Raw genomic sequence first — 663 nt, 5'->3', positions numbered from 1 at the left:
CTCGAACCGACAAAGGAGATCGCCGTCATGCGCCCGACCTTGTTCCCGCTGTGCCTGTCCTGCCTGCTGCCGATGGCGGCGCTGGCCGCACCGCCGCGCTACGTGCAAGTGGTCAACCATGCCGCCGACAGCATCGTCGCGATGCAGGTCGCGCCCCACGCGAGCGCATCCTTCGTGGAGGTGCCACTGGACGGCCGGCTGCAGGGCGGGGGCGACAGCCAGACCATCGCACTGCAGCGCCAGGGTTGCCGCTATGACCTGCGCTTCGGCTTCGCCGATGGCCGCACACTGCGCTATGAGGATGTGGACCTGTGCCGCCACGGCAAGGTGGGCGTGCGCGCGCTGCCGGCAGATGCAAAGGGCGATGCCTTTGTCGTGCGCTGGAGTGGCGGAAAGTCGGCCGAGCCCATCGCCGTGATGGAAGGCGATCGCGGGCCCTGACGGGGGAGTTGCGACGGTATTGCTCAGCGGCGGAAACACGAAGGGGCGCCTTGCGGCGCCCCTTTGCATGCCCCGGCGGGGAAGCCTCAGGCTTCCTTGGCGCTGTACTCGTAATAGCCGTAGCTGTAGTAGCCGGTAGCGCGCTTCTCTACCGCGTTGAAGATCGCACCCTTCACCTGCACGCCATTCTGCTCGAAGCGCTGCATGGTCAGCAGGATTTCC

Annotated in this window: 2 protein-coding genes; one reads left to right on the top strand and one right to left on the bottom strand. The window is 66.8% G+C overall.

Annotation, left to right across the window (positions count from 1 at the left end):
- A partial coding sequence (locus CWM66_RS28000; RefSeq protein WP_233218445.1) for a hypothetical protein occupies positions 1-441 on the top strand: 441 nt, incomplete at its 5' end.
- 86 nt (positions 442-527) lie between these two features.
- Here the strand turns inward: CWM66_RS28000 and CWM66_RS29620 are convergent.
- Positions 528-663: hypothetical protein (locus CWM66_RS29620; RefSeq protein WP_199200070.1), on the bottom strand; the 136-nt coding region annotated here is incomplete at its 5' end.

The sequence above is a fragment of the Kosakonia sp. H7A genome (genome assembly GCF_003028445.1).
GTDB lineage: Bacteria > Pseudomonadota > Gammaproteobacteria > Enterobacterales > Enterobacteriaceae > Kosakonia > Kosakonia radicincitans.
The sequence above is the reverse complement of the archived record's forward strand: the minus strand, read 5'-3'. Positions and strand labels throughout refer to the sequence as shown.